At 65.8% G+C, this 787-nt stretch carries 1 pseudogene; it reads right to left on the bottom strand.

Annotation, left to right across the window (positions count from 1 at the left end):
- A pseudogene (locus WX88_RS31195) lies at positions 1-787 on the bottom strand (gliding motility-associated C-terminal domain-containing protein); the annotation flags it as partial.

Here is a 787-nt window from a genome sequence, read left to right as displayed (position 1 = left end):
GTAGCGCTCGCCGGCCCGCGGGAATGCGGGCAGCCCGGCCAGGCTGTCGCAGTTGGTCGCCGACAAGCTCAGCACCGGCGTGCACGGCGGCGAAATCAGCGCCCGGCATTGTTCCTGGCTCTTATTCAGCAGGGAGCTCAGGTAACCCGTTGGGGCGTACTGGCCCTCCGTGCGAACGTAGTAGCAATAGGTTTGTCCTTTCACCAGTGCTGGGTCGGCGTCGGTGTAAGTGCCGCCCGCGGCCCCCGTCGTCGCCGTTCCAATCTGCACGAAGGCACTGCCCGGAGTGCCGTCGCGGCGGTAAATCACCACCGGCTTGGCCGCGTTATTCCACGGCACCTGATAAGCCCAGCTCAGGTTGAAGGCTGTGGGCGGCGTGGCCGGCACCACCGTGACGCGCACGCTGCTGGCGGGCGACGCCGTTTCCGTCACGGCAGCAGCGCTAGTTGGCGTATACACAAATTCCAGCCGGTAGGTGTACTGCAAGTCCTGGGTGTTGAGGCCGGTATCACTATACACCGTGTCGCCCAGGGCCGTGATGCGAGGCCCCACGGGCGTAAACGTCGTCGGGTTGAGCCCCACCCCCCGTGACAGCTGATAATACGGGGCCGGGGTACCACCGAATGACCCACCCGTTGCATTCCGGGGCTGGGTCCATCGCACGGTAATGCGTCCGGTCGTGGTGCTGGTTTCGTCCACATCCACGTTGGTCAGTTGGGCAGCCCGGCCCGCGAAAGTCGCGCACGCTTCCTGGGAGGCAATGCTGGCACCACCGGCGGGCAAGGGG

Origin of the sequence: Hymenobacter terrenus (assembly GCF_000972495.1) — a bacterium.
Taxonomy (GTDB): domain Bacteria; phylum Bacteroidota; class Bacteroidia; order Cytophagales; family Hymenobacteraceae; genus Hymenobacter; species Hymenobacter terrenus.
This window is presented reverse-complemented; position numbering and strand designations above follow the sequence as displayed.